Origin of the sequence: Microbacterium sp. Root553 (assembly GCF_001426995.1) — a bacterium.
GTDB lineage: Bacteria > Actinomycetota > Actinomycetes > Actinomycetales > Microbacteriaceae > Microbacterium.
This window is the reverse complement of the sequence record NZ_LMFY01000002.1, coordinates 300,268-319,955: the sequence shown is the minus strand read 5'-3', so window position 1 is coordinate 319,955 and position 19,688 is coordinate 300,268. Positions and strand designations below refer to the sequence as shown.

The following is a 19,688-nucleotide window of genomic DNA, read 5'->3' as shown; positions in this document are numbered from 1 at the left end:
TTGGCATTTGACAAGTGCACGCTGTTGAGTTCTCAAGGATCGGATGCTCCCACGACCCAGTCATCACAACCAGGCCCGAAGGGCAACTTCTCTATCTTATCTGTGTCATTCAGGCTGTCAATTCGACACACCGTGATGATCAGAACCAGATCTGCAGCTCGGGGCTCAAGGCCGCCGAGGCAACTTCACTAGCTTATCCGTTTCGGACTCGCTGTCAAATCGACCGCTTGTCCGAGGTGGACGCTCCAGGTCAGACAGAAGTGTGTCTGCGATCTTCTCCGAGGAGCTGATCGAGTGGAGGTGGTTCTCCGCTTGAGGGGGGTAAGGCTCTCGGCCTCTCCGCTTCCCTGTGGGGCGAACAAGTAATAAGTTACGCGGGATCCGGGGTTCCGGCAAATCATGGGCGCCCGCCGGGCGTGTCGCCCGTATTCCCGGGGAGTGGGGGTCGCAGCAGCCGGCTGCCGAAGCCGCGACGACTCCCCCGCCCGAGCGGGGATGCGCACCCCAGGCGGTGTCACACGGGAGAGATCTGCTGCACGCACCCAAACGAAGAAAGCCACCGGGGAACCGGTGGCTTTCTTCGTGATGATCCATCCGGACCCTCGGGACGATCCCCGTGTTCCGGCTGATGACTGTGGTGGACCTAAGGGGATTCGAACCCCTGACCTCCTCGATGCGAACGAGGCGCGCTACCAACTGCGCCATAGGCCCTTACGTGTTCTACGCTATCACGCTCGCCGCGCCACTCGCGTCGCGCATCATCCGGCTGCGCGCTTGGCGAGGAGGTCGCGGACGTGCGCTTCGATCTCCGCGTCGTCGACGTAGCCCATCCGGGCGAAGGGCGACGCCGCCGCCGGCATCTGCACGGGGGTGGGCGGTGCCATCTCCTCTGCGCGGGCGCGGAGTTCGGCGAGGCGGGCCGCAGAGCGACGCCCCTCCTGTGCGTCCATCTCGGCGCGTGCCACCTGAGCGCGAGACCCCGTCACAGAGACGAGGGGCTCGGGCAGCGGACGCGGTGTCCAGGTCGCACGGCCCTGATCATGCAGCGCCGGCGCAACCCGCTCCACCGGCTTCTCCTCGACCCGCACCGGACGACGTGCCGCGCGCGCCGCGACCGAGGACATGCGCTGCAGGGCGATGCCCGACACGATCACCAGCACAGATCCGACCCAGATCAGCAGCGGTGCCTGCACGGTCAGCAGCTGCCAGACCCCGAGCCCGACCAGGGTGAACCCGAGCAGCACCGCGGACGTCGCGGCCAACCGCACCCGCCGACGGGCGCGAGCCTGCCGCACGGCAGGATCCGCCTTCGTGGCGGCCAGCTCTTCACGGAGCAGGGCGAGTTCGCCGGCTTCCTTCTCGGACTGCAGTCGCTTCGCGAGCTTCTGCTGCGCCAGCGCCGTTCTGGCATTGAGTTCGAGGCGGACCTCCGTGGGCGTCTCGCTCGTCTCCGCGAGCACCCGGAGCGCCTGGTTCAGTCGAACCGCATTGCGCTCCGCGGCGTCGTACTGGAAACGTCCCCGCCAGGAGGGCAGCAGGTAGAGCATCCACAGGAGCACAGCGACGAGCACTATCACTCCCCCGCTCAGCACCGGCCCGTCCATGTCGACAACGGTACGGGAACATCGTTGCTCACACCCCTCATCCGGGGCGTGTGTCGCGACGAGTTACGGGGCTGCGATCAGATCGCGAGCCGGTCGGCGGGAGGGATGGTCGCGGCGTCCGGAGGGACCTCCCCGCTCAGCCATCGCGCCAGCACTCCCTGCGGCACATCTTCGCGGGTCAGCGAGAAGGCGTAGTGATCCCGCCAGTCCCCATCGATGTGGATGTACTTGCGGCGCAGTCCCTCATACCGGAAGCCGAGCTTCTGGACGATGCGCAGACTTGCGGCGTTCTCCGGACGGATGCAGATCTCCATGCGGTGCAGCGCGAACTCGGTGAAGCAGGCATCGGTCGCGAGAGCGACGGCGGTGGGCGTGATGCCCTTGCCCGCGAAGCGCTCGCTGACCCAGTAGCCGATCGTCGCCGAGCACAGGGATCCCCGTGCCACTCCCCACACGTTGAGCTGGCCGGCGATCTCGCCGTCGTACTCCATGACGAACGGATAGCCGGACCCGTCGCGGTACTGCTGCAGGAGCCGGCGGATGCTGAGCCTCATGTCGAACGAGACGGCACCGTACGGCACCGTCGCCTCCCACGGCTGCAACCAGGATCTGTTGCTCAGCAGCTCGTGCTGAAGCGTCCTGGCATCGCGAGGGCGCACGAGGCGCAGCTCGATGGGACCATGCCGCATCCCCGTCGCCTGATCCATCCGAGCGCTCCCCACGCCGCGATGACGCCTAGAGGCGTTCCGCGAACTCCTTGAGCCACGGCCGCAGCTCGGGGCCGAGGTCCTCGCGGTCCGAGGCGAGCTGGACGATCGCCTTGATGTAGTCGACCCGGTCGCCGGTGTCGTAGCGTCGGCCGCGGAAGACCACTCCGACGACGCCGGGCCCTTCGGGGCGCGTGGCGAGCTCCTGCAGAGCGTCCGTCAGCTGGATCTCGCCGCCCTTGCCCGGCTCCGTGCGCTCGAGCACCTCGAAGATCGACGCCGGCAGCACGTAGCGGCCGATGATCGCGAGGTTCGAGGGGGCGTCCTCCTGTGCGGGCTTCTCGACGAGGCCGGTGACGCGCACGGCATCCGATCCTTCGAGCGGCTCGACGGCGGCGGCGCCGTACATGTGGATGTTGGCGGGGTCGACCTCCATGAGGGCGATCACCGCGGCACCGCTGCGCTCGTGCTCGGCGATCATCGCGGTGAGCAGCGGATCGCGCTCATCGATGAGGTCGTCGCCGAGGAGCACGGCGAACGAGCTGTCGCCGACGTGGGTGCGCGCACGCAGCACTGCGTGACCGAGGCCCTTCGGCTCGCCCTGACGGACGAAGTGGATGTCGGCGAGATCGCTCGACTGCACGACCCTGGCGAGGCGCCCCGTGTCGCCCTTCTCCATGAGCTTCACCTCGAGCTCGGGAACCGAGTCGAAGTGGTTGGAGATGGCGTTCTTGTTGCGCCCGATGATCACGAGGATGTCGTCGATGCCGGCACTCGCGGCCTCTTCGACGACGTACTGGATGGCCGGCTTGTCGACGACAGGCAGCATCTCCTTCGGCATCGCCTTCGTCGCGGGAAGGAATCGTGTCCCCAGTCCGGCGGCGGGAATGACAGCCTTCATCTTCTGTGTACCCATCCTGACAGCCTAGCGGGGATGCCGCCGTAGACTCGGAGGCATGTCCACCGACGTCGAGCACCAGAAGCGCGCGCTGCGCGCCGAGCTCCGCGAACGACGCCAGCTGTTGAGCGACGCACAGCGCGAGACCGCGGCATCCGCGATCGCGCAGCGTCTGGACGACCTCGTCGAGACGCTCGGTGCGCGATCGATCTCCTGCTTCCTGTCCTCGACGACCGAGCCGGGGACCCGGGAGTTCGTCACCGGCGCCGTCCGTCGCGGCATCCGCGTGCTCCTCCCCATCACCCGCGCGGACGGCCTGCTGGACTGGGCCGTCGCCACCGAGGACGACGATGTGGTCGAGGGGCTCTTCGGTCTGCCGGAGCCGACCGGCGAGGTCCTCGGACCCATCGCCGTGAACGACGTCGACCTGATGATCATCCCCGCAGCCGCCGTGGATCGCGGCGGCATGCGGATGGGGTGGGGCCGCGGATACTTCGACAAGACCATCGGCTCGATGGAGAGGTGCCCGCCCGTCTACGCGGTCATCTATGATTCCGAGGTACTCGATCTCCTGCCCCGAGAGGTGCATGATCAGCCGGTCACCGGCGTCGTCACTCCCACGCAGACCCTTCTCCTGTCGCAGCCGCGACACTGACCCTCGAGGATCGCCATGCCGACCTATGCCTATGCCTGCCGCTCCTGCGGCCACGCCTTCGACGCCGTGCAGAGCTTCTCCGACGACGCCCTGACCGTCTGCCCCGAGTGCGGCGGAGAGCTCCGCAAGCAGTACGGATCGATCGGCGTGACGTTCAACGGATCCGGGTTCTATCGGACCGACTCGCGCGCCGGGTCTGGCGCTTCGTCCTCCACCCCGGCATCATCGAAGTCCGAGTCGAAAGCGAGCACCGCTCCGGCGCCCGCGACGACGTCCACCACTTCCTGACATCGATCACTGAGGGGCACATCATGCTCAAGGGCTTCAAAGACTTCATCCTGCGCGGCAACGTCATCGATCTCGCCGTCGCCGTCGTCATCGGCACCGCATTCACGGCGATCGTCACCGCCGTGGTCAACAGCATCATCACCCCGCTCGTCTCCCTCTTCTTCAAGGCGGATGCGACGGGCCAGTTCGGCCCCCAGCTGACAAGCATCTACGGCGACACCGTGACCTTCCCGCTCGGCGACCTGATCTCGGCGGTCATCAGCTTCCTCTCGGTCGCCCTCGTCGTGTACTTCGTCTTCGTGCTGCCGATGAACACCTTCAAGGCGCACGTCGAGGCGCGCAAGGGCACTCCGGCCGAAGAGCCGCAGGAGGAGCCGGCCGCGGCCACCGAGGCCGAGCTGCTCGTGGAGATCCGCGACCTGCTCGCTCGCACCCCACGCAGCTGAGACTCCACGCGGCTGAGTCTCCACGCATCACGACGCGCACGGCCCCTCCGGGTCGTGCGCGTCGTCGTATTCCCTGCGTGACGCGCGGATTGCGCGCGGGTCAGTAGTGCGGGGGGACGTCCTGCATCAGACGATCGTCGTTCGGACCGGCGGGTCGCGCATCGGCACGCACCCGGCGTGCGACGAAGGCCGGGGACTGCGCGGCACCCACCGCGGATCCCTCAGGATCGGTGTCGGTGCCGTCGACGGGGGTGAGCCTCGCGCGGCGAGATCCCGGCACCCGCACGACCTGCTGCCGTGCGGGGACGGGGTCGCGCTCGTCAGTCATGCTGCGGATCGATGAGATCGATCGGCTGCGTGTCGTTCTCGGCTCGGGCGGCGGATGCCGAGATGCCCAGCACCTCGCCGATCCGTGCGGCTGCGGTCACCGGGTCGCTGTAGAGGTCGAAGGCGTGCACGCGCACGTAGTGCCAGCCGAGACGGCGCAGGACATGCGGGCGCAGACGCAGGGTTTCGCGCAGCGACTCGCCGCGGGACTCCGGATCGGGCTCGATGACCACGGCCTTGCCGCCGTACTGGGCCACGAGCGGCAGCAGCCCGCGATAGTCCACGTCGACCGCGGCGCCCAGACGGCGCAGCTCCCTGGCGAGCGCCAACGTGAGCGGATCCGCGAGATCTTCCAGACGGGCGTCCCTGCCTCGGGCGGCGAGCCCCCCGAGGATCGACATCAGCGTGGCGGCTCCGTGCTCGAGTCGCCCGTCGTCGAACGACGACGGGCGGATCGACGAGACGATGACCATGGATCGCCGGGCCCGCGTCATACCGACGGTGAGCAGTCGTTCACCGTCGGGAGTGGAGAGGTCGCCGAAGTCGCTCAGCACGCGGCCGTGCTTGGTGAGTCCGAATCCGAGCGAGAAGATCACCCGATCGCGGCTCTCGGCGACCGACTCCTCGAGAGTGAGCACGGAGAAGGGCTCGGCGGTGTCGCGACCGACGAAGTCCGCGACGTCGGAGCGACCGGCGAACGCCGACGTGACCGCCGCGCGCACGCGCTCGGCATGCCGACGGCTGGCCGTGACGACCATGAGCGATTCATCCGGACGGTGCACGGCATGCTCGACGACCAGGGTGACCACACGGGCGACCTCGGCCTCAGGACTCTCGACAGCACCCGAGATCGGGTCGGGCGCGCCGGTGCCGCCCTCCACGTAGTCCACGGTGAGGCTGCCGCGACCGAGATAGGACCCGGCCCAGGGCAGCGAGACGATCTCTCCCCCGTAGAACGCGTCGTTGATGAGCTCGGCGAGGTCTTCGCCACCCGCGCGATAGCTGCGGGTCAGCGTCATGACAGGCAGCAGCTCGGACAGACGCTCGAAGGCCGAGACGGAGTCGAAGGGAACCTCGTGCTCCCATTCGTCGCCCGGATCGACCGCGACGTGGAACGGGGTCGGGAGCTGGGTGACGGGGTCGCCGAAGGCGACCACCTGACGGGCCCTGCGGATCGCCGGGGCGGCCTCGGCGAGGTTGATCGCGGCGGCGTCGACGAGCAGCACGGCGTCGAAGTCGACGGAGTCCGGGATCTGCGGGACCAGATAGGGCGAGGATATCCAGACCGGGGCGAGCACGTCGACCAGTGTCGGCGCGGAGCTCACGATCTCGGCGGTCGTCGTCGCGGGCTGCTTCAGCGCCCGCCGCAGGTTCTGCGATTCCTGGGGCTCGTCGACGATCGCGATCTTCCACTGGTTCGCCAGCTGCCAGGCCAGCAGCGGGCCCGCCATGGCGGCATGCGCCTCGTCGACGAGACGGAAGTCGCGCTCGAGCCTGTCGACCACGGCCGTGTTGGCGCCGAGCAGCGCGCGGTCGTCCTGCAGCGCGCGCTCGAGGAGTGTCTGCCACCACGCGAACTCGAGCTCGTCTCCCACGCGCGCCTCGGCGACGTGGCGCACCGAGAGCTCGGCCAGCAGCGGCTCGAGCCCGAGATCGGCGAGACGGTCGCGCAGCTGCGCCCGCTCGACGAGGTTGTCGAACACGTCGGACTTCGCCGCGAGACCGGCGAGGGTGCGCACCAGACGCGCGACCGGAAGCGTCGCCAGCGGCTCGCGGCGTCCGAGCGCCACGTCGAGCTCGGCGAGCTCCGCCGTCACGCGCTGCCACGCGGAGTACACGTCGGCGAGTCCGAGCGGGACCTCGGGGGCGACTCCCGCCTCGACGCAGCGCTGCCACTGGGTGCGCTGTGCCTGGATGCGGAGCAGGGAGTCGTGCATCTCGGTGACATGCACCCCTGGGCGCACGTACTCCTTGGCGAGGCGACGGAGTCGGCGGCGGTTCGCTCCGGACATGTTGGGAGCATCCCGCCGGGACCCGTGGGCCTGGATGAGCTCGCCCAGCGGTCGCTCGAACACGGTCGGGCTGAACCGATCGAGGGAGTCGCGGATCCCCTGCAGCAGTCGCAGGTACTCCCCCAGCTCGTCGATCGTCGAGAACGGGCGCATGTGCGTCTGCGAGATCAGCGCGTAGCCGCGCTCCAGGAGCGCCGGAACGCTGTCGGCGTGCAGGCGACCGGCGAGCTGATGAGCCGATCGTGCGGCCTCCGTGCTCGAGAAGGTCACGCCGTACCACGGGGAGTCGTCGGGGCCGAAGCGGAACTCTCCGAGGCGCGCTGCCTGCGCGAGAGCGGATGCCGCCGCAGAGCGGTCGTCGGCCAGCGTGCGCAGCGTCTCGGTGCTCAGACGCGCGGTCGTCGAGGGCGGCGTGGGGAGCGAGGCCAGCTTGGTCAGGTGACGCGTGGCGTCGAGCACCGATGAGCCGGTGCCCGCCACCGGGGCGGTGAGCGCATGACGGTAGTCGCGCAGAACCGTGCGCAGTCGCACGAGCGCGTCGTCGACGTCGCTCACCTTCGGCGCCGTGGCCTTCTCGTTGCGGCCGATCGCCCGCACGAGATCACGGCGGACGTTCGCCGGCGACACCGCGAGGCTGTCGAGGCCGATGCCGGCGAGGCGATGACGCACGCCGTCGAGGGTCGATCGTCGCGCGGAGACCACGAGCACGCGCTTGCCGCCGCGCACGAGCTCACCGAGCGCGTTGATCACGGTCTGGGTGCCGCCCGTGCCCGGAAGCGTGGCGACGGTCAGCGAGTGACCGGCGGCGATCCTGGCGAGGACGGCCTCCTGCTCGGCATCCGCATCGAGCAGCAGGTTGTCGGATGCCGGTGCGCGGTCGTCCGGTCCGGTGTGGTGAGGCGCGGGTCGGCGTGCGGAGACCTGCTCACGGTCGCCGACGTGGCCGGCGAGGGCGTTGAGCACGATGTGGTCGAGGCTGCCCCCGTCACGCGACATCGCCCCGCCGACATCGGCGAACGTCGAGACGACGAGTCGGGGCAGCACCGTGAAGGTGTCGATCGAGCGGGTCGTGGCCCGGAGGCTGTCGATCACGGGCTGCGGTTTGAAGATCCCGCCGTCGTAGGCGAGCGACGCGAGGGCCGCGGCATCGATCGTGATGCCGAAGTGCTCCCGCGCGATGCGGACGAGCTCGGGGTTGACCTCGAACGCCCCCTGCAGCTTGAGCTCGAAATCGGAGTGATGGCGCCGGATCGCCAGAGGGCGCAGCAGCACGGGAGCGGCGAAATCCGCGCCCCCGATGCGCCAGCCCGCGACGCCGACCGCGAGGTGCACGGCTTCGATCCCGCGGACCGTGCGCAGCTCGGTGTTCTTGGCGGTGATCCGCTCCGCGGCGAGCCTGGCCGTGCGCAGACCCACCTCGTCGCGGAAGAGATTGGAGAGGAGGGTCGATCTCCCGGTGATGAACTGCGGCAGGCTGCCCGGATGCGCCTTGGAGATGTCGATGCTCGACTCGAACGTGTCGCGGAAGTTCACCAGAGGCGAGGAGCCGCCCAGATCGGCGGCCTCGGCACGCAGTCGGGTCCGTGCGGCCTCCGCCGCATGCGCGATTCCGGAGACGGGTGCGGAGCCGAGGGGCGCGCCCAGGGTCACCGAGGCATCGATCGCTGCGTCATCCACAGCCTTGCCTTCACGTCGCCACACACCTCACACCCTAAGCGCGACACGCTCGCGAGGCTGTATCCCTGGCGGGTTTCACCGTATTTCCGCAGTCGTCGCGCACCGCTGCAGCCCCGCACTCCTCCTGCACCGGTTCACGAGGAACGCTGGGCCTCCCCCGCTGCCGTGATCCGGCGGCGTGCTCGAAGGCCGGGGCGTCAGTATGGGTGCATGACCTTCCGCTACGACTTCGCCCCCACCCCGTTCGGGGATGCGCTCGCGGTGTTCTCCGACGACGGCATCGTCCGGTTCGACCTCTCGGAGTCCGACGACCCCTCCGTCCCCTGGCTTCTCGAGAACGTCTCGCATCGTCTGGGCGCCGTGCCGGAACCGGCGCCCGGCGCCGCCGACGATCTCTCCGCCCTGCTCGACGACTACTTCGACGGAGTCGCCGTGCGCTTCGACGAGCAGCTCGCCTGGGACTGGCGGCTGGCCGACGGGTTCGCGCGCGCAGCACTGCAGACCATCGCGACGATCGAGTGGGGCGAGACGATGAGCTACGGCGAGGTGGCAGCGCTCGCGGGTCACCCGGGGGCGGCACGGGCGGTGGGCACCGCCTGCCGCAACACCCCGTTCTCGATCATCGTCCCCGTGCACCGGGTCGTCCGATCCGACGGCTCGCCGGGGCACTACGGCGCGCATCCCGAACGCAAGCGCTTCCTGCTCGATCTCGAGACGGCGCGGTGACGACGACGTGGACCCCGACGAGTAGGCCGTCGGGGTCCACGTTCCGCTCACCCGCGCGACGGCGGGCTCGGGGCGCTCAGTGATCGACCGCCTTCTCCGCACCGAACCCGGTGAGCGAGCGCACCTCCATCTCCGCGGCGAGCTGCGGGGATTCCTTCGTCCGGCTCGTGATCGTTCCGAGCCAGCCGAGGAAGAACCCGAGCGGGATCGACACGATGCCCGGGTTGTTCATCGGCCACAGCACGATGTCGATCCCGGGGATCATCGAGGTGGGTGCGCCGGAGAAGACCGGCGACAGCACGATCAGGATGATCGCTGCCGCGAGCCCGCCGTACATGCTCCACACCGCACCGCGGGTGTTGAACCGACGCCAGAAGAGCGAGTAGAGGATCGTGGGCAGGTTGGCCGATGCCGCCACCGCGAACGCCAGCGCGACGAGGAAGGCGATGTTCTGTCCCTGGGCGCCGATCCCGCCCACGATGGCGAGGATGCCGATCACGACGACCGTCCGACGGGCCACCCGCACCTCGGCATTCGGATCGGTCACGACCGGCGCGCCCGAGGCATCCTTCCTGCCCTTCTGGATCACGTTCGCGTAGATGTCGTGCGCGAAGGACGCCGCAGCCGTGATCGTGAGCCCCGCGACCACCGCGAGGATCGTGGCGAACGCGACCGCCGAGATGAACCCGAGGAGCACAGGGCCGCCGAGGTAGAGCGCGAGCAGCGGGGCCGCGGAGTTCGGCCCACCGGGGGCGGCCGCGATCACATCGGCACCGACGAGTGCACCCGCGCCGTAGCCGAGCACCAGCGTCAGCAGGTAGAACCCGCCGATCAGCCAGATGGCCCACACCACCGATCGCCGCGCCTCCTTGGCCGTCGGCACCGTGTAGAAGCGCATCAGCACGTGCGGGAGTCCCGCGGTGCCCAGCACCAGCGCCATGCCGAGAGACAGGAAGTCCCAGGGGTTCGCGCCGTACTGCAGACCGGGTCCGAGGATCGCCTCGCCCTTGTCGGAGTTGGCGACGGCGGCTTCGAGAAGCGTGTTCAGGTTGAACCCGTTGATGGCGAGCACCCAGATCGTCATGGCGATGGCGCCGCCGATGAGCAGGAACGCCTTGACGATCTGCACCCAGGTCGTGCCCTTCATGCCGCCGATGAGCACGTACACGATCATCAGCACGCCGACCACCGCGATCACGATCGACTGCCCCACGCGGCCGTCGATGCCGAGCAGCAGCGAGACCAGTCCGCCGGCGCCCGCCATCTGTGCCAGCAGATAGAAGAAGCAGACCGCGAGAGTCGTGATCGCGGCCGCCATGCGCACCGGCTTCTGCGTGAGCCGGAAGGAGAGGACGTCGGCCATCGTGAACTTGCCGGTGTTGCGCATCAGCTCGGCGACCAGCAGCAGGGCGACGAGCCAGGCGACGAGGAAGCCGATGGAATACAGGAACCCGTCGTACCCGTTGATCGCGATCGCCCCGCAGATGCCGAGGAACGACGCTGCCGACAGGTAGTCGCCGGCGATCGCGAATCCGTTCTGGGGGCCGGTGAACGAGCGTCCGGCCGCGTAGTAGTCGGCGGCCGTCTTGTTGTTGCGGCTCGCGCGGATGACGATGAACAGCGTCACCGCCACGAAGGCCGCGAAGATCGAGATGTTGAGGATCGGGTTGCTCTCGACCGTAGGAGCGGCGGTCGCCGCGTGCACGGCGTTCATGCGTCACCCTGCGCCTTCTCGAGACCTTCGCGGATCTCCGTCGCGATCGGATCGAGCTTCCTGTTCGCGAATGCGACATAGCCCATCGTGATGGCGAATGTGGTGACGAACTGGCCGAGCCCCATCAGCAACCCGACGGTGATATCACCCCACACCCGTTGCGACATGAAGTCGACCGCGAAGGCGGCGAGCAGGACATAGACGAAATACCAGATCAGGAAGAATGCCGCGAGCGGGAAGATGAACGACCGCTGGGTCTTCTTCAGTTCTCGGAATCGGGGGGATTCTTCGACCGCGATGTAATCGATCGCACCTGCCGAATCCGCCGTCGGATGGTCGGTCATGGGGCCTCCTTGCCACATGGTCTACGACTCGCCCTCGCCTGCCGGGCGACTGATAGTGTCGACGCTACGAAACGGGGAACAGCGCCGTCACCCCCGAAAGTAGGTAGTCGTGAGCACATCGACCGCGAGCGAGTCGGAGACCGACCTCGTCGCCCGTGCGGTGCGCGAGCTCGCCCAGCGCACCCGGTTTCCCGTGACGTTCGGCGGCCTGATCGACGACGGCGTGGTCAGCGTCACGAGCATCGTCGGCAACCGCACCCGCAGCCTCGACGGCCTGCGGGTCAAGCCCGAACGGGGCCTCGGCGGGCGGGCGATGATGGAACTGCGCCCGCGGATGACGAACGACTACGGCTCCTCACAGCAGATCACCCACGACTACGACGTCTTCGTGCTCGGCGAGGGCCTGCGCACCCTGCTCGCTCTGCCGATCATCGTCGAGGGACGCCCCCGCGGAGTTCTCTACGCCGGGTCCTGGGACCGGACGCCGGTGGGCGGAGTGACCACCGCCCCGGCGATGCAGGTCGCCCATTCGATCGCTGCGGAGCTCCGCATCCGCGACGAAGTGGAGCGGCGCCTGCGGACCGCGGCCCCGGCATCCGAGGCGGTACCGCCCCATCAGCGCGAAGAGCTGCGGGAGAGCTTCGCCGAGCTTCGCAGCATCGCGGCGTCGGTCGACGATGCGGAGCTCCGCGCGCGCATCGCTCAGGTGGAGCGACGGCTAGTGACGCTGTCGGGGGATGCCCCGGCCTCGGCGACCGGCCCCATCCCGACCGTGCACCTCTCACGCCGCGAGACCGACGTTCTCGCATGTGCGGCTCTCGGGGCGACCAACGCCGAGGTCGCCGCACAGCTGGGTCTGCGCGAGGGCACGGTGAAGGCGTACCTCGGCACGGCGATGTCGAAGCTGGACGCATCCACTCGGCACGCCGCCGTCACGAAGGCACGTCGGGCGGGGCTGCTCCCCTGACAGCGGTCATCGAGCCACGGGCAGCAGCTGCACAGCCCCTGCCCAGCGCGCGAGGCTAGCCTGGATCACGGTCGGCGATCACCGGCCCCGGACGAGGCAGACCAGTACCCGGTGAGCGCAAAGACTGGTCCGAAAGGACCACTCATGTCGTGGATCGTGCTGATCGTCTCCGGAGTCCTCGAGGCCGTGTGGGCGACCGCTCTCGGCAAGTCCGAGGGATTCACCAAACTCTGGCCGAGCGTCATCTTCGTCGGCGGACTTCTGCTCTCGATGGTCGGTCTCGCCTTCGCCATGCGCGAGATCTCCACCGGCACCGCCTACGCCGTGTGGGTGGGCATCGGCGCCACTCTCACCGTCGTGTGGGCGATGGTGACCGGAGAGAGCGATATCTCCTGGCCGCGCATCCTGCTTCTTCTGGGATTGGTCGGCTGCATCGTCGGGCTGAAATTGATCGACCCCGGTCACGAATAAATGCGCCGCTATTCGCCGCTCGCGGTAATGTCATCACATGGCTAGAAGAATTGTGCACCAGTTGGTCGATGACATCGATGGGTCGGTCCTGGAGGTGGGCGAAGGCGAGACCGTGCATTTCTCGCTGAATGGCACCTCGTACGAGATCGATCTGAATACCGCGCATGCCGAAGAATTGCGCGCGGCGCTCGAGCCGTACATCTCGGCAGGACGTCGGGCCGGGTCCTCCGCGGCGACGCGCTCCGCTGCACCGAGAAAGCGTCAGGGACGCAATCCCGAGGTCGCCGCGATCAGGGCCTGGGCGAATGACAACGGCTACACGCTGTCGGAGCGGGGACGCATTCCCAATCCCGTCGTCGAGGCATACAACGCCGCGCACTGACCGCCGCGCACTGACTCACTCGGAGGTCGCGACTCCGGCCTGGGCCCACGGCTCATCCCGGATCGCGATCTCCTGCGCCATGTCGGAGAGGAAGCGGATGACCACGTCTCGCTCCTCCGACGTCAGTCGCGCAGCCGAGTAGAACCGTTTCGCCTGCTGCTTCCCCACCGTCTCCATGGCCGCCCGGCGGGTCTCCGCAGTGATCGAGATCGCGAGCGCGCGTCGGTCGGTCGGATGCGGCGCCCGACGGATGTGCCCACCCTTCTCGAGCCGATCCAGCAGCTTGGTTGTCGATGCCGTGGATATCCCCAGATGCGTGGCGATCGCGCCCGGCGTCGCGGTTCCCCCGCGGTTCTCCGACACGATCAGGTAATGCAGCGCTCTCATGTCCGTGTCGTTCAGACGCATGTAGCGCCGCGACGCCAGAGACAGCTTCTGCTCCGCATCCCTGAGCTCACCCAGGGCCCCCATGACCTGCGCGATCTGCCGAAGATCTTCGGGGTCGACGCCCGAGCGGTCGATCAGAGTGCTGCGGGGATCGCTCGAATCCACGTCGTACAGCGCGGCGTGCGACAGCCTCTCGGCGAACTCGCCGTCCCGTGCCACGAGTGCGTCCGACGCACCGTCCCCCGGGGGACTGGCGTCGGGTCCGTTGCGCATGACATCATGCTACACACCATTGGATTCATGTTATGTTGATTATTAGCTAAGCTAGCGAAATCAAGGAGGTTCCCCCGATGGATGAGGTCACCCTCCTTTCCCCTGACGGAGTCGCGATCGGAGTCCTCGCGAAAGACGCGGTGCACACGACCGACACCCCCCTGCACCTGGCCTTCTCGTGCTACGTGCTCGACCATGAGGGACGCCTGCTCGTCACCCGCCGCGCCCTGTCGAAGCGCACCTGGCCGGGCGTGTGGACCAACAGCTTCTGCGGACATCCCCGCCCCGACGAGGTCATGACGGATGCCGTCCGGCGGCGAGCGCTCGACGAACTCGGCCTTCGGATCACCGACATCTCCCTCGCCCTCCCGGACTACCGCTACCGCGCGGTGGATGCGAGCGGCATCGTCGAGAACGAGATCTGCCCCGTGCACGTCGCCATCGCCGACGGCGCACTCTCCCCCGACCCCGACGAGGTCGCGGAGTGGGCGTGGGTCGATCCCGCCGACTTCGCCCGGTCGGTCGACGGCGCGCCCTTCGCCTTCAGCCCCTGGCTCACCGAGCAGCTCCCCCGGCTGCGCGAGCTCGGAGTCGTCTGATCATGCCCCCGGTGGCGCTACGAGAAGACATGAGCACCCGCCTCGAAGAGGTGCTGAGACAGCGGTTCGCCTTCCACTGCGAGAATGCGGAGGCATACGGCCGCGAGTTCGCCGCGCTGTGGCGCGCGACCGCGGATCACGCTCTCGGCGGCAAGCTCGTGCGCCCGCGGCTTCTTCTCGACATCCACCGCGCACTCTCCCCCGACGCGGGTGAGGAGCCGAACCTCGCGGCAGTGGACATCGCGGCGCACATCGAGCTGCTGCACTACGCGTTCCTCCTTCACGACGATGTCATCGACGGCGACCTGACGCGACGCCGGCGACCCAACCTGATCGGCGCGCTCGCTGCGGGAAGCCCCGGCGTGACCGAGGAGGACTCGCTGCACTGGGCTCGCTCGAGTGCGATCCTGATGGGAGATCTGCTGCTCTCGGCGGCCATCATCGGGTTCGCCCGAGCCGATGTCCCCTCGCACGCCCGCTCCCGCCTTCTCGATCTGGTGGAGCAGACGATCCTCGAGACCGTGGCGGGCGAGCACACCGACGTCGCGCTGAGCCACGGCATCATCCCCTCGGACGTCGACACGGTCCTGGCCATGAGCGTCTACAAGACCGCGACGTACTCGTTCTCCCTTCCCCTGCGGGCGGCCGCGCTGCTCGCCGGGGCCTCCGTCTCGGCGGAGCAGACGCTCGAAGACGTCGGACGCCGCCTGGGCCTCGCCTACCAGCTGCAGGACGACCTGCTGTGCGTGTTCGGCGATCATCGGGCCCACGGCAAGGACGCCTTCTCCGATCTGCGCGAGGGCAAGGAGACCGCGATCATCGCCTTCGCGAGGTCGACCGATGCGTGGCCGCAGATCGCCCCGCGATTCGGCGCGGTCGACCTGAGCCTGCAGGACGCCACGGCGATCCGCGACCTGCTGCGGGGCTGCGGCGCGGAGCGGTTCGTGGTCGGCCTGATCGGCGAGCAGCTCGACGGCGTCTACGCACTGCTCAGCGAGGCCGAGCGCGCCGGACAGATCACCTCGGACGCGGCACGAGCGATCCTCGTCTCCGCCTCCCGCCTCGAAGGACGACAGGTATGACACCGACCCGCGACGGCTCCCCCGAGGAGAGCCTCGGCCGATTCAGCCGCGCCGCCGACACCGCATCGACCGAAGTGATCCGCACGTACTCCACGTCTTTCGGCCTCGCGACGCGCCTGCTCGGCGAGCGGCACCGTCAGCACGTGCGCAACATCTACGCGATGGTGCGCATCGCCGACGAGGTCGTCGACGGCGTCGCCGCTCAGGCCGGACTCGATGCCGCCGCGCAGACCGAGGCGCTCGCGTCGTACGTCGCCGAGACGCACCGTGCGATGCGGGCGGGCTACAGCACCGATCTCGTGCTGCACGCCTTCGCCAGGACCGCTCGGGACTGCGGGATCGGCGAAGACCTCACGCAGCCCTTCTTCGACTCGATGGGCGCCGACATCGCCGCCGCGGCGGACTTCACCCCGTACGACGCCGACGCGCACGCCCGCTACGTCTACGGCTCGGCCGAGGTGGTCGGCCTCATGTGCCTGCAGGTGTTCCTCCGCGGCGAGCGCCGCACCGCCCGTGAACGGGAGATCCTGACCCACGGCGCCCGCCGGCTCGGCGCGGCATTCCAGAACGTGAACTTCCTGCGAGACCTCGCCGACGACACCGACAGACTCCAGCGGGGGTACCTCGGCGGATCGGCACGGCTCACCGACGCCGACAGAGACGACTGGGTACGCACCATCAGAATGCAGCTCACCGACGCGCGGCGCGCGATCCCGCTCCTGCCGAAGGACGCCCGCGCCGCCGTCCGCAGCGCGCTCGCGCTCTTCGAGGCCCTGACGACGAGGATCGCGAGGACCCCGTCCGCCGTGCTCTACGAGAAGCGGGTCAGAGTGCCCGATCCCATGAAGGCCCTGCTCACGGCCCGCGCCGTGCTCGTGACATCGCTGGAGCGCGACCGATGAGCCGCGTGGCCGTCGTCGGCGCCGGGGTCGCGGGCCTGGCCGTCGCGGGGCTGCTCGCCCGCGACGGGCACGAGGTGACCGTCTACGAGAAGAACGGCAGGGTCGGCGGCCGTGCGGGCACGATCGAGCGCGACGGCTTCCGTTTCGACTCCGGTCCGTCGTGGTATCTGATGCCCGAGGTGTTCGACCACTTCTTCGCGATGATGGGCACCAGCACCGAGGCGCAGCTTGATCTCACGCTGCTCGACCCCGGCTACCGCGTCTTCCGGCAGCCGTCGGCAGACGGCTCCCCCTCTCCGTCCGTCACCGTTCCCGCGGGGCGCGACGAGGTGTCCCGACTGTTCGAGTCGCGCGAGCCGGGTGCGGCGAAGGCCCTCGATGCGTACCTCGACTCCGCGCACGAGGCCAGGGTGATGGCCGAGCGCTACTTCCTCTACAACCCGTTCACGCGGCTGCGCGGACTGATGACCCCCGAGGTGCTCCGCGCGCTCCCGCGTCTGTTCACGCTGCTGGGCACCCGTCTGCAGTCGTTCGCCGCCCGCCGGTTCCGCGATCCGGTGATCCGGCAGCTGCTCGGCTATCCCGCGGTGTTCCTCGGCACGGACCCCCGCACGGCGCCCGCGATGTACCACCTGATGAGCGCGCTCGACCTCGACGAGGGCGTGAGCTATCCGCAGGGCGGCTTCTGGCGCGTCGTCGAGAGGATCGCCGCCGTCGCGGAGTCCGCCGGGGTCCGGATCGTGCGCAATGCCGATGTCACGGCCATCACGACCGGGATCCGTTCCGGGATCCCCACGACCACAGGCCTCGAATGGCGCGACGCCGACGGCGTCGCGCACGCGGTCGAGGCGGACATCGTGGTGTCGGGCGCCGACCTGCACCACACCGAGACGGCGCTGCTCCCCGCCCATCTGCGGACCTACCCCGACTCGTGGTGGCAACGGCGCACGAGCGGCCCGGGCGCGGTGCTCGTCATGCTCGGCGTGCGCGGCTCGCTTCCCGACCTCCCGCATCATTCGCTGTTCTTCACCGAGGACTGGGACGCGAACTTCGACGCCATCTTCGGCGATGATCCGACGATCCCCGCCCCCGCGTCCATCTACGTCTGCCGCCCCAGCGCGACCGACGACTCGGTGGCCCCGGAAGGGCACGAGAACCTCTTCGTGCTGGTGCCGATCCCCGCCGACACGGCACTGGGCGGCGGCGGGTCCGACGGTGCGGGCTCCGCGCTGATCGAGCGCACCGCGGATGCCGCGATCGACCAGATCGCCGCCTGGGCCGGCATCCCCGACCTTCGTGACCGCATCGTCGTGCGCGAGACCAAGGGGCCCGCTGACTTCCTCGAGGAGTACAACTCGTGGCGCGGCGGGATGCTCGGCCCCGCACACATCCTGTCGCAGAGTGCGATGTTCCGCGCCCAGAACGCATCGCGCCGCGTCGCCGGCCTGTACTACGCCGGAGCCACGACCGCACCGGGTGTGGGCGTGCCGATGTGCCTGATCAGTGCCGAGATCGTGCTCAAGCGGATCCGCGGAGACCACTCCAGCGGACCGCTGGACGCCCCCGCGGCGGCCGATCCGGCGGCGAGCGCGTCGTGATGGGATTCGTCTACCTCGCGGTGCTGCTCCTCGTCCTCGGCTGCATGCTGCTTCTCGATCGACGCTTCCGGCTCTTCTTCTGGAAGGATGCCGTCTCGGCATCCCTCGTCACGATCCTCGGCCTCGCGTTCTTCCTGATCTGGGACATCGCCGGCATCGCCGGGGGGATCTTCTTCCGAGGTGACGCGGTCGTCGCGACCGGCATCGTGCTCGCACCGGAACTGCCGATCGAGGAGCCGGTGTTCCTGCTCTTCCTGGTCGTGTGCACCATGGTCCTCTACACGGGCTCGGTACGGCTGCTGTCGACACGCGCCCGGACCCGGAGCGAGGTGCGCCTGTGACCTATCTCGAGCTCTCGGCCTGGTTCGTCGGCGCCGCCGTGATCGCCGCGATCGTGCTCTCGCTGATCGCGGGCCGGCGGCGCGCACGTCTCGGGGCGATCGCCCTGACCCTCTTGGCCCTCGTCATCCTCACCGCGGTGTTCGACACGCTGATGATCGCGACCGGGCTGTTCCACTACTCGCCCGCGCATCTGCTCGGCGTGCACATCGGCCTCGCGCCACTGGAGGACTTCGCCTATCCGATCGCCGGCGCCATCCTGCTCCCGGCATTGTGGGCCGTGCTGCGCGCCCGGCGCGGCCGCCGCGATGCGGAGGGGACCTCATGACCTCCGCCACGCGCGGCTCTCTGGGGCGCGACATCGCGCAGATCATCCTGTCGTCGCGTCCCATCAGCTGGATCAACACCGCCTTCCCCTTCGCCGCGGCCTATCTGCTGAGCACGCGTGACGTCGACCTGACGCTGATCATCGGTACCCTGTACTTCCTGGTGCCGTACAACCTCGCCATGTACGGCATCAACGACGTGTTCGATTACGCCTCGGACCTGGCGAATCCGCGCAAGGGCGGCATCGAGGGCGCTCTGCTCGCGCCGCGCATCCACCGCGCCACGCTGTGGTCGGCGGCGATCACGAACATCCCGTTCCTCGTCTATCTGGTGATCGTGGGAAACCCCGCCTCGTGGTTCTGGTTGGCGGTGAGCGTCTTCGCGGTCATCGCGTACTCCGCACGCGGGCTGCGCTTCAAGGAGCGGCCGTTCCTCGATTCCACGACCTCCAGCCTGCACTTCGTCACACCGGCGATCGTGGGGCTGACCCTGGCGGGCGCGATGATCACGCCGACGGTCGCGCTCGTGCTGGTCGCCTTCTTCCTCTGGGGGATGGCGGCGCATGCGTTCGGCGCCGTGCAGGACATCGGCCCCGACCGCGAGGGCGGAATCGGCTCGATCGCCACGGTGATCGGAGCCCGTGCGACCGTCCGCCTGTCGATCGTGCTGTGGACGCTCGCGGGGATCGCGATGCTGTTCACCGCGTGGCCCGGCCCGCTCGGCGCTCTCCTCGCCGTGCCCTACATCGTGAACGCGGCCCCGTGGTGGACGGTGACCGACGAGAGCTCCCCCGGCACGAATCGCGCGTGGCGCCGGTTCATCACGCTGAACTACTTCGCCGGGTTCCTCGCGACGATGATCCTGATCCTCGCCTGGGTGTCCTGAGCGCCGCAGCTCTTGAACCCCCGCACGCGCACCACCCGCACCGACTCCCCCGCCGTACCCTGCCCGCCTCCCCGCACA

Annotated in this window: 22 protein-coding genes, 1 tRNA gene and 1 riboswitch; of the genes, 14 read left to right on the top strand and 9 right to left on the bottom strand. The window is 68.8% G+C overall.

The genetic code is table 11. The features are described from left to right. Positions 1–635 precede the first annotated feature (635 nt). The 4 genes from ASD43_RS15650 to galU form a co-directional block, all read right to left on the bottom strand. Positions 636–711: transfer RNA gene (locus ASD43_RS15650), tRNA-Ala, on the bottom strand. A 47-nt stretch (positions 712–758) separates the two neighbouring features. Then, positions 759–1,604 (bottom strand): hypothetical protein, encoded by an 846-nt coding sequence (locus ASD43_RS15645; RefSeq protein WP_056420480.1) that lies wholly within the window; start codon positions 1,602–1,604, stop codon positions 759–761. Between the two features lie 77 nt (positions 1,605–1,681). After that, complete coding sequence (locus ASD43_RS15640) at positions 1,682–2,293, bottom strand: GNAT family N-acetyltransferase (protein WP_056420566.1); 612 nt, start codon at positions 2,291–2,293, stop codon at positions 1,682–1,684. A 46-nt stretch (positions 2,294–2,339) separates the two neighbouring features. Continuing rightward, positions 2,340–3,227 (bottom strand): UTP--glucose-1-phosphate uridylyltransferase GalU, encoded by an 888-nt coding sequence (gene galU / locus ASD43_RS15635; protein WP_056420477.1) that lies wholly within the window; start codon positions 3,225–3,227, stop codon positions 2,340–2,342. A 40-nt stretch (positions 3,228–3,267) separates the two neighbouring features. On the opposite strand from galU, the gene ASD43_RS15630 reads away from it, so the two are divergent. From ASD43_RS15630 to mscL, 3 genes are read left to right on the top strand one after another with little or no spacing between them, the layout of a single operon-like run. Then, entirely contained in the window at positions 3,268–3,864 is a 597-nt protein-coding gene (locus ASD43_RS15630) for a 5-formyltetrahydrofolate cyclo-ligase (RefSeq protein WP_056420474.1), read from the top strand. A gap of 15 nt (positions 3,865–3,879) precedes the next feature. Next, positions 3,880–4,152 carry an FmdB family zinc ribbon protein gene (locus ASD43_RS15625; protein WP_056420471.1) on the top strand — a complete coding sequence of 91 codons (273 nt, stop codon included), beginning with the start codon at positions 3,880–3,882 and terminating at the stop codon, positions 4,150–4,152. A 23-nt stretch (positions 4,153–4,175) separates the two neighbouring features. Then, positions 4,176–4,598: a large conductance mechanosensitive channel protein MscL gene (gene mscL, locus ASD43_RS15620; RefSeq protein ID WP_056420469.1), complete on the top strand. Its 423-nt coding sequence runs from the start codon at positions 4,176–4,178 to the stop codon at positions 4,596–4,598. Positions 4,599–4,698: 100 nt separating this feature from the next. On the opposite strand, the gene ASD43_RS15615 is transcribed toward mscL, so the two are convergent. Both ASD43_RS15615 and ASD43_RS15610 read right to left on the bottom strand, forming a co-directional pair. Next, positions 4,699–4,926: a hypothetical protein gene (locus ASD43_RS15615; protein WP_056420466.1), complete on the bottom strand. Its 228-nt coding sequence runs from the start codon at positions 4,924–4,926 to the stop codon at positions 4,699–4,701. Further along, positions 4,919–8,614 carry an AAA family ATPase gene (locus ASD43_RS15610; RefSeq protein WP_442922233.1) on the bottom strand — a complete coding sequence of 1,232 codons (3,696 nt, stop codon included), beginning with the start codon at positions 8,612–8,614 and terminating at the stop codon, positions 4,919–4,921. The genes ASD43_RS15615 and ASD43_RS15610 overlap by 8 nt, the downstream gene beginning before the upstream one ends. A gap of 210 nt (positions 8,615–8,824) precedes the next feature. Between ASD43_RS15610 and ASD43_RS15605 the strand changes: the two genes are divergently transcribed. Continuing rightward, positions 8,825–9,340: a methylated-DNA--[protein]-cysteine S-methyltransferase gene (locus tag ASD43_RS15605; RefSeq protein WP_056420465.1), complete on the top strand. Its 516-nt coding sequence runs from the start codon at positions 8,825–8,827 to the stop codon at positions 9,338–9,340. Between the two features lie 76 nt (positions 9,341–9,416). On the opposite strand, the gene ASD43_RS15600 is transcribed toward ASD43_RS15605, so the two are convergent. Together ASD43_RS15600 and ASD43_RS15595 are read right to left on the bottom strand one after the other, a co-directional pair. Then, a complete protein-coding gene (locus ASD43_RS15600; RefSeq protein ID WP_056420461.1) occupies positions 9,417–11,054 on the bottom strand; it encodes a solute symporter family protein in 1,638 nt (545 codons plus the stop codon). Further along, positions 11,051–11,398 carry a DUF485 domain-containing protein gene (locus ASD43_RS15595; RefSeq protein ID WP_056420458.1) on the bottom strand — a complete coding sequence of 116 codons (348 nt, stop codon included), beginning with the start codon at positions 11,396–11,398 and terminating at the stop codon, positions 11,051–11,053. Before ASD43_RS15595 ends, ASD43_RS15600 begins: the two co-directional genes overlap by 4 nt. Before the next feature lie 109 nt (positions 11,399–11,507). Between ASD43_RS15595 and ASD43_RS15590 the strand changes: the two genes are divergently transcribed. The 3 genes from ASD43_RS15590 to ASD43_RS15580 all read left to right on the top strand — a co-directional run bounded on the left by ASD43_RS15590 (position 11,508) and on the right by ASD43_RS15580 (position 13,218). Continuing rightward, positions 11,508–12,365: a LuxR C-terminal-related transcriptional regulator gene (locus ASD43_RS15590; RefSeq protein ID WP_056420455.1), complete on the top strand. Its 858-nt coding sequence runs from the start codon at positions 11,508–11,510 to the stop codon at positions 12,363–12,365. 65 nt (positions 12,366–12,430) lie between these two features. Next, positions 12,431–12,498, top strand: a riboswitch (guanidine-III (ykkC-III) riboswitch). Positions 12,499–12,509: 11 nt separating this feature from the next. Next, complete coding sequence (locus tag ASD43_RS15585) at positions 12,510–12,836, top strand: DMT family transporter (RefSeq protein WP_056420452.1); 327 nt, start codon at positions 12,510–12,512, stop codon at positions 12,834–12,836. 37 nt (positions 12,837–12,873) lie between these two features. Continuing rightward, positions 12,874–13,218: a histone-like nucleoid-structuring protein Lsr2 gene (locus ASD43_RS15580; RefSeq protein WP_056420449.1), complete on the top strand. Its 345-nt coding sequence runs from the start codon at positions 12,874–12,876 to the stop codon at positions 13,216–13,218. A gap of 15 nt (positions 13,219–13,233) precedes the next feature. Here ASD43_RS15580 and ASD43_RS15575 read toward each other — a convergent pair whose 3' ends face one another. After that, on the bottom strand, positions 13,234–13,878 hold the full coding sequence (locus ASD43_RS15575; RefSeq protein ID WP_082539488.1) for a MarR family winged helix-turn-helix transcriptional regulator: 645 nt from the start codon (positions 13,876–13,878) through the stop codon (positions 13,234–13,236). 77 nt (positions 13,879–13,955) lie between these two features. On the opposite strand from ASD43_RS15575, the gene idi reads away from it, so the two are divergent. The 7 genes from idi to ASD43_RS15540 are packed head-to-tail and all read left to right on the top strand — an operon-like array spanning position 13,956 to position 19,610. Further along, on the top strand, positions 13,956–14,477 hold the full coding sequence (gene idi, locus ASD43_RS15570) for an isopentenyl-diphosphate Delta-isomerase (RefSeq protein ID WP_056420446.1): 522 nt from the start codon (positions 13,956–13,958) through the stop codon (positions 14,475–14,477). A gap of 29 nt (positions 14,478–14,506) precedes the next feature. Continuing rightward, positions 14,507–15,559, top strand: coding sequence for a polyprenyl synthetase family protein (locus ASD43_RS15565; RefSeq protein WP_235564195.1), 1,053 nt, complete (start codon positions 14,507–14,509; stop codon positions 15,557–15,559). Continuing rightward, a complete protein-coding gene (locus ASD43_RS15560; protein ID WP_056420434.1) occupies positions 15,556–16,461 on the top strand; it encodes a phytoene/squalene synthase family protein in 906 nt (301 codons plus the stop codon). The genes ASD43_RS15565 and ASD43_RS15560 overlap by 4 nt, the downstream gene beginning before the upstream one ends. Next, positions 16,458–18,059 carry a phytoene desaturase family protein gene (gene crtI / locus ASD43_RS15555; RefSeq protein WP_056420430.1) on the top strand — a complete coding sequence of 534 codons (1,602 nt, stop codon included), beginning with the start codon at positions 16,458–16,460 and terminating at the stop codon, positions 18,057–18,059. Before ASD43_RS15560 ends, crtI begins: the two co-directional genes overlap by 4 nt. Beyond that, entirely contained in the window at positions 18,059–18,400 is a 342-nt protein-coding gene (locus ASD43_RS15550) for a lycopene cyclase domain-containing protein (protein ID WP_056420427.1), read from the top strand. Before crtI ends, ASD43_RS15550 begins: the two co-directional genes overlap by 1 nt. Beyond that, positions 18,397–18,726: a lycopene cyclase domain-containing protein gene (locus tag ASD43_RS15545; protein WP_056420424.1), complete on the top strand. Its 330-nt coding sequence runs from the start codon at positions 18,397–18,399 to the stop codon at positions 18,724–18,726. The genes ASD43_RS15550 and ASD43_RS15545 overlap by 4 nt, the downstream gene beginning before the upstream one ends. Further along, the gene (locus tag ASD43_RS15540) at positions 18,723–19,610 is read left to right on the top strand and encodes a prenyltransferase (RefSeq protein ID WP_056420422.1); all 888 of its coding nucleotides are present in this window, start codon (positions 18,723–18,725) and stop codon (positions 19,608–19,610) included. The genes ASD43_RS15545 and ASD43_RS15540 overlap by 4 nt, the downstream gene beginning before the upstream one ends. The last annotated feature ends 78 nt before the right edge of the window (positions 19,611–19,688 follow it).